The organism is Microcoleus sp. B4-C2 (assembly GCF_036705265.1).
Classification (GTDB): domain Bacteria; phylum Cyanobacteriota; class Cyanobacteriia; order Cyanobacteriales; family Microcoleaceae; genus Microcoleus.
The window spans coordinates 1-5,445 of record NZ_JAUBUB010000179.1; the positions used below are offsets into that span (position 1 = coordinate 1).

4 protein-coding genes are annotated in these 5,445 nt (G+C 49.0%); 3 read left to right on the plus strand and 1 reads right to left on the minus strand.

Annotated features, from left to right (window positions below):
• Window positions 1-96: 96 nt before the first annotated feature.
• Window positions 97-915 carry a CHAT domain-containing protein gene (locus QUB20_RS28075; RefSeq protein ID WP_333291816.1) on the plus strand — a complete coding sequence of 273 codons (819 nt, stop codon included), beginning with the start codon at window positions 97-99 and terminating at the stop codon, window positions 913-915.
• A gap of 18 nt (window positions 916-933) precedes the next feature.
• On the opposite strand, the gene QUB20_RS28080 is transcribed toward QUB20_RS28075, so the two are convergent.
• Window positions 934-1,587: a Crp/Fnr family transcriptional regulator gene (locus tag QUB20_RS28080; protein ID WP_333251363.1), complete on the minus strand. Its 654-nt coding sequence runs from the start codon at window positions 1,585-1,587 to the stop codon at window positions 934-936.
• Between the two features lie 545 nt (window positions 1,588-2,132).
• Between QUB20_RS28080 and hslO the strand changes: the two genes are divergently transcribed.
• Both hslO and QUB20_RS28090 read left to right on the plus strand, forming a co-directional pair.
• Entirely contained in the window at window positions 2,133-3,032 is a 900-nt protein-coding gene (hslO, locus tag QUB20_RS28085) for an Hsp33 family molecular chaperone HslO (protein WP_333251361.1), read from the plus strand.
• Between the two features lie 246 nt (window positions 3,033-3,278).
• The gene (locus tag QUB20_RS28090; protein WP_333251358.1) at window positions 3,279-5,342 is read left to right on the plus strand and encodes a hypothetical protein; all 2,064 of its coding nucleotides are present in this window, start codon (window positions 3,279-3,281) and stop codon (window positions 5,340-5,342) included.
• Window positions 5,343-5,445 lie beyond the last annotated feature (103 nt).

Genomic DNA, 5,445 nt, shown 5'->3' on the forward strand with positions numbered 1-5,445 from the left:
TCAGTTGGCGTGTCATCACTGATGCCCTCTAAACACTATCTTTATTCTATGCAACTTCATATAAAATTGGTATAACAGCAAAGTTATCAACTACTGATTCAACCCATTGCCGATCTTTTACCTACTGACCCGAATGCTCCGGTCATCTTCATTCCCCATCAATCCCTGTTTTTAGTTCCCTTTGCCGCCTTACAAGATCCGACAGGTCAATATCTGATTGAAAAACATACCATCCTCAGTGCTCCCGCCATTCAAATTTTGAAGTTAACCCGCCAATCACGGCAAAAAGTCCGACAACTTTCTCTGCAAAATAACCTCGTCGTCGGCAATCCAACCATGCCCAAAATTGGCAACCCGCCGCGCCAATTAGATCCCTTACCGGGCAGTGAACAAGAAGCAATTACAATTGCCCAACTTCTGAATACTAAACCGATTACAGGCTCTCAAGCGACTAAAGCATCGATTACTCAACAGATGCTAAAAGCCCGAATTATTCATCTGGCAACTCACGGATTACTCAATGAAGTGAAGAGGGGAGATTTACCGGGAGCGATCGCCCTTGCTCCATCAGGAAATGATGATGGATTGCTGACTTCGAGCGAAATTTTGGATTTAAAATTAAATGCTGAATTAGTGGTATTAAGTGCTTGCAATACTGGCAGAGGAAAACTCACCGGTGATGGTGTGCTTGGGTTATCTCGTGCTTTAATTAGTGCTGGAGTTTCTAGTATTATCGTTTCTCTGTGGTTAGTGCCCGATGAGCCGACAGCGGAATTAATGGCAGAATTCTATCGCCAATTACAGAAAAACCCGAATAAAGCTCAAGCTTTGCGGCAAGCGATGCTGATGACAATGAAGATGCACCCAAATCCGCAAGATTGGGCCGCGTTTACGCTGATTGGCGAAGCAGAATAAGATTTTTTTCTGCGCTTGCTACACAGCTTGAGGGTTGCAGCCAAACAAATCGGATCTGGACGCAAAAACATCTTTGTTAAGAATTAAATGCCGATCGCCATCTCGACTGATTAACCCTTGCTGCTGCAATTTTCCCAGCATTCGAGTTACTGTTACCCGCGTCGTGCAAATCGCATTAGCAATATCTTGATGTGTCAAGCGGATATTCAAACGAGTTCCCTCCACCACAGGCTGACCGAATTCCTGTTGCAATAATAGCAGTAGCTGATACAAACGGTCATCTACTCGCCGCTGTCCGGCGATCGCTAAAATTGCTTCCATTTGCCGCAGCCGCCGTACCATTTGAGGCAGCAACTCGTGAGCTAATTGAGGAGAAGCTTCGATTTCCACCATAGAATACCACATCAAATAAACATCCGATGTCGCCGTAGCTCGGTAAGTCTGCAAGCTTGTCAACCACAAACCGAAGCACATCGAAGGCCCAACCCAACCCAAAAGTCCTTCTTCCCCGTTTGGATAAAGCGTACTCAGTTGTGCTAGACCTTGACAGACTCGCCAAAGACCTTGCGACATCATAGGAATGGTTTCGCCCTTAGCATAAAAATGCAAGTTTCGACTCGCTCCTGTGTTATGCTGGATTTCCGCTAAAAGTGCTTTGGATGTTGGTGGCATATCCCTTATTTCCAGCTAAAAAACATTGGTCTGAGACCTACGCCTCTGACTCTAACCGGCCAAGGTAAAGGTTTGGTAATCGTCTGGTTAGCGCCAAGATAAGCTTTAGTCATTAGTCATTAGTCATTAGTCATTAGTCATTAGTCATTAGTCATTAGTCATTAGTTGTTATAGCCTTTCTCAGTAACATGAGGTGTTCTTGGGCATAGGGCATAGGGCATAGGGCATAGGGCATTGGCAAAACAGGAAGAGTACCTTACTTTCCTGAGAACCGCTATATAAAATGACTGAGCAAACGCTGGGTTTTGCAAAATAAGTGCAATCCTTATTTATGACATATTTCCTAAATATTTAAGTTTAACAATCTGTCGAATATTTATTAATAAATAGTCGGTTAATCAAGGTCAAAAAGAAAACAGAGGGGAGTTCGGAAGTTCGATCGCACGGATAGGCCCGCCGAGTCAACTGCTGCTCTCTGCTGCCACAACCTTCAAGAACTTATAAAATAGTTCAAGAAGGTATCAAAAGACAAAGTAAGGTTTTTCATGGCCGATCAATTAATTCGCGCTACAGCCGCAGAGGGCGGAATTCGCGCTGTAGGCGTCATTTCCACCCGCCTCACCGAAGAAGCAAGACAGCGGCACAAGCTCTCCTACGTGGCTACAGCCGCCCTCGGCCGCACAATGTCGGCGGGGCTGTTACTCGCCTCCAGCATGAAGCGGCCCGAATCGAGAGTCAACATTCGCATCAAAGGAGATGGGCCGCTGGGCGGGCTTCTGGTTGATGCGGGACTCGATGGAACAGTTCGAGGTTATGTGGACAATCCCGAAGTGGAATTACCGCCCAATGCTAAAGGCAAACTCGATGTCGGCGGGGCAATAGGTGACGGGTATTTGTACGTGGTGCGGGACGTTGGATATGGCTTCCCTTATTCCAGTACGGTAGAATTGGTTTCCGGCGAAATTGGCGACGATCTGACTCACTATTTGGCAACCTCGGAGCAAACGCCTTCGGCTCTGGTTTTGGGGGTGTTTGTGGGGGCGGGCGGGGTAGAAGCGTCTGGGGGTGTGCTGTTGCAGGTTCTGCCGAAGGCGGCAACGGACGAAAAATTGGTGCAAACTTTAGAATCTAGAGTTGCTCAATTGTCGGGCTTTACGCCGCTGCTGCGATCGGGCAAAACGCTGCACCAGATTCTCGAAGAGTTACTGGGAGATATGGGCCTGGAAATTTTCCCGGAAACTCAGATGGTGCGCTTTCACTGTGGCTGTTCGTTCGATCGAGTTTTGGGAGCTTTGAAAATGTTGGGCGAAGCGGAACTCCAAGACATGATTGAAAAAGATGGCGGGGCTGAGGCTACGTGCCATTTCTGCAACGAGGTTTACCAAGCTAGCAGCGATCAGCTTGCGGAACTGATCGGCGATTTGCGATCAAACTCCGGTTCTTGAGACGATAATGTGTAATTGGCTTTATTGAGTGCGAGTTAGGGATGCCGGCCTTGACCAATTGCCAATTACGCATTATCAATTACCTAATCACGAAATTTTGATTTTGGCGGTTTGGCGATCGGCTCTTGCAGTCTGGGGCCGACGGGAGTATGTAAAAGTGATGAATACATTTTATAGAGCAGTTGATAGCAGCGCTCGCAGTTTTTAAATAACTAACGCTGGCTGGTTGCTGTTTGTGGTGAGGATATGAGTCAAGATCGCAAAATACCAGGCCGTTGGTCTGCATCAGAATCCTTGGAGTCAACAAAGGATACTTCGTCGCTGGTGCGCTTACCAGCAAGGAAAAACCGGGCCCAACGACTTAAAGAGCTCCGAGAGTTGGTTACTTCGGGAAAACTGCCGGGAGGGCATCTGGAACTACCGCCGAATTTGTCTGGGGAAAACTCGCAGCCGCCGGGGGAACACAATCCGTTGTGGCGGAACTGGTCGAATAAGTGGCAGTTTTGGCTGGCGCTGAGTTTGATGCTATCGGTGGGTATGGGGTTTGTGGCAATTGCGTCTTTGCTCAACCTGACATCGCAGTCAAATTGCTCAAAGATTTTTTGGCCGACGGCTTCTGCTAACGATCGCTTTTTTTGTGCTCAAGAAGCAGCAAGCAAGCGGACGGCGGATGATTTGCTCAGGGCGATCGAATTAGTGAATGCTTTGCCACAAAACCATCCGCTGCGGCCGAGAATTAACACTCAAATCGATCGGTGGTCGGAGGATATTATTAGGCTGGGAAATGCTAGTTTCCAAGAAGGAAAGCTGGATGAGGCGATTGCCCTCGCTCGTAAGGTTCCTAAAAACGTTCCGGCTTACCCGAAGATGGAAAAGCAGATTGAAAAGTGGCAGTCGATATGGAGCGATGCAGAGAAAATTTACCGCACGGCGGAAGACCACTTGCGTCAGGAAGAGTGGCCGCTGGCTTTCAGCCAAGCTACTCTGCTTTTGGATTTGGGAAATACTTTCTGGGAATCGGCTAAGTACGAGGAATTGACTAAGCTAATTCAGACGACTAAGGCGGAGGGCAATAAGTTGCTAAAAGCCCGAAATACAGCCTCCGAGGGAGGTCTCGACAATCTGGTGACGGGGATTAAGCTGGCTCAGGGAATTGATCAAAACAGTTATTTGTATCAAGCTGCCAATAAGGCGATCGCGGAATTTAGCAAGAAAATTCTGGAGATCGCCCAAAAACGATTGCAAGCAGGGGATTGGCAGGAGGCGATGGCGATCGCTAATAAGATTCCAGAGTCGGCAAATTTAAGGGAACAAGTACAGGATTTTAATGAGTTGGCGAATGCTACTTCTCAGGCTTTGACTGGCTCTGTTGAGGGTTTCTCCAAGGCGATCGAGATTGCTCAAAAGTTGAACTCCGGCCGCCCTTTATACAAACAAGCTCAAGATTTAGTCGGTCGCTGGCAGCAAGAAATGGCTGATGTCAAAGTTTTGGATTTGGCAAGCAGGCTGGCGGCGCCTGGTGGGGTAAATGATTTGAGGGCTGCGATCGCGCAATTGCAAACAGTCCCGGAATCAAATCCCCGCGCTTCGGAAGCTCGCCGTCAAATTAGCACCTTGAGCCGTCAAATCGAGCTGCTCGAAGACAGTCCGTATTTGCAAAGAGCGAACGATTTGGCGAGTATGGGCGATCCGAATGCTCTGGAAGCCGCCGTTGCTCAAGCTTCTCGGATCGGTAGAGGTAGGGCGCTTTACGTGGAAGCTCAAGCCAAAATTCAAGCTTGGATCGAGAGGAGACAGCGGCTTGTTGACCAGCCGTTTTTGGATAGAGCTCAGCAGCTAGCGGCGGCCGGCAATTTGGCGGGGGCAATTGAGATGGCGCGCCGGATTCGATCGGGACGGGTGCTTTATCAGGAAGCTCGATCGAACATTCGGACTTGGGAGGCTCAATTTCAGGGCGAGCAAAATTTGCAGAACGCCCGTCAGACGGCCAGAGCGGGGACTGCGGAGGCTCTGCAAACGGCTATTGCGCTGGCAAGTCAGGTTCCGGAGTCGAGTTCGCTCCGGTGGCAGGCGAGTGAGGCGATTGATGAGTGGAGTCAGCGGATTTTGGCGCTTGGTGTGGAAGAGTCGTCGTCGGATCTGGCTGGGGCGATCGCGACTTTGAAGAAAATTCCTTCGGGTACTCGGGCTTTTGAGCAAGCTCGATCGCAAATCAAAGTTTGGGAGGAGTCGCTGAATCCTCCTGAGTCTGAATCTCCCCCTCCCGAACCGCCGGAAATCGAGCCTCCGACCAGCTCTGGCAATCGTTAGGTTTGAGGGTGAGAAGCTGCTACCTAATATGGAATGAGAATTAAATAACTTCCACTCTTGAAAGTGGGATGGGCGTCCCGCCCCTCCTTTTTGGACGGGCGGG

What these genes read in the sequence shown, in the direction of transcription:
- hslO (WP_333251361.1), top strand. Translation starts at nt 2,133, where the DNA reads ATGGCCGATCAATTAATTCGCGCTACAGCCGCAGAGGGCGGAATTCGC.
- QUB20_RS28080 (WP_333251363.1), bottom strand. Translation starts at nt 1,587, where the DNA reads ATGCCACCAACATCCAAAGCACTTTTAGCGGAAATCCAGCATAACACA.
- QUB20_RS28090 (WP_333251358.1), top strand. Translation starts at nt 3,279, where the DNA reads ATGAGTCAAGATCGCAAAATACCAGGCCGTTGGTCTGCATCAGAATCC.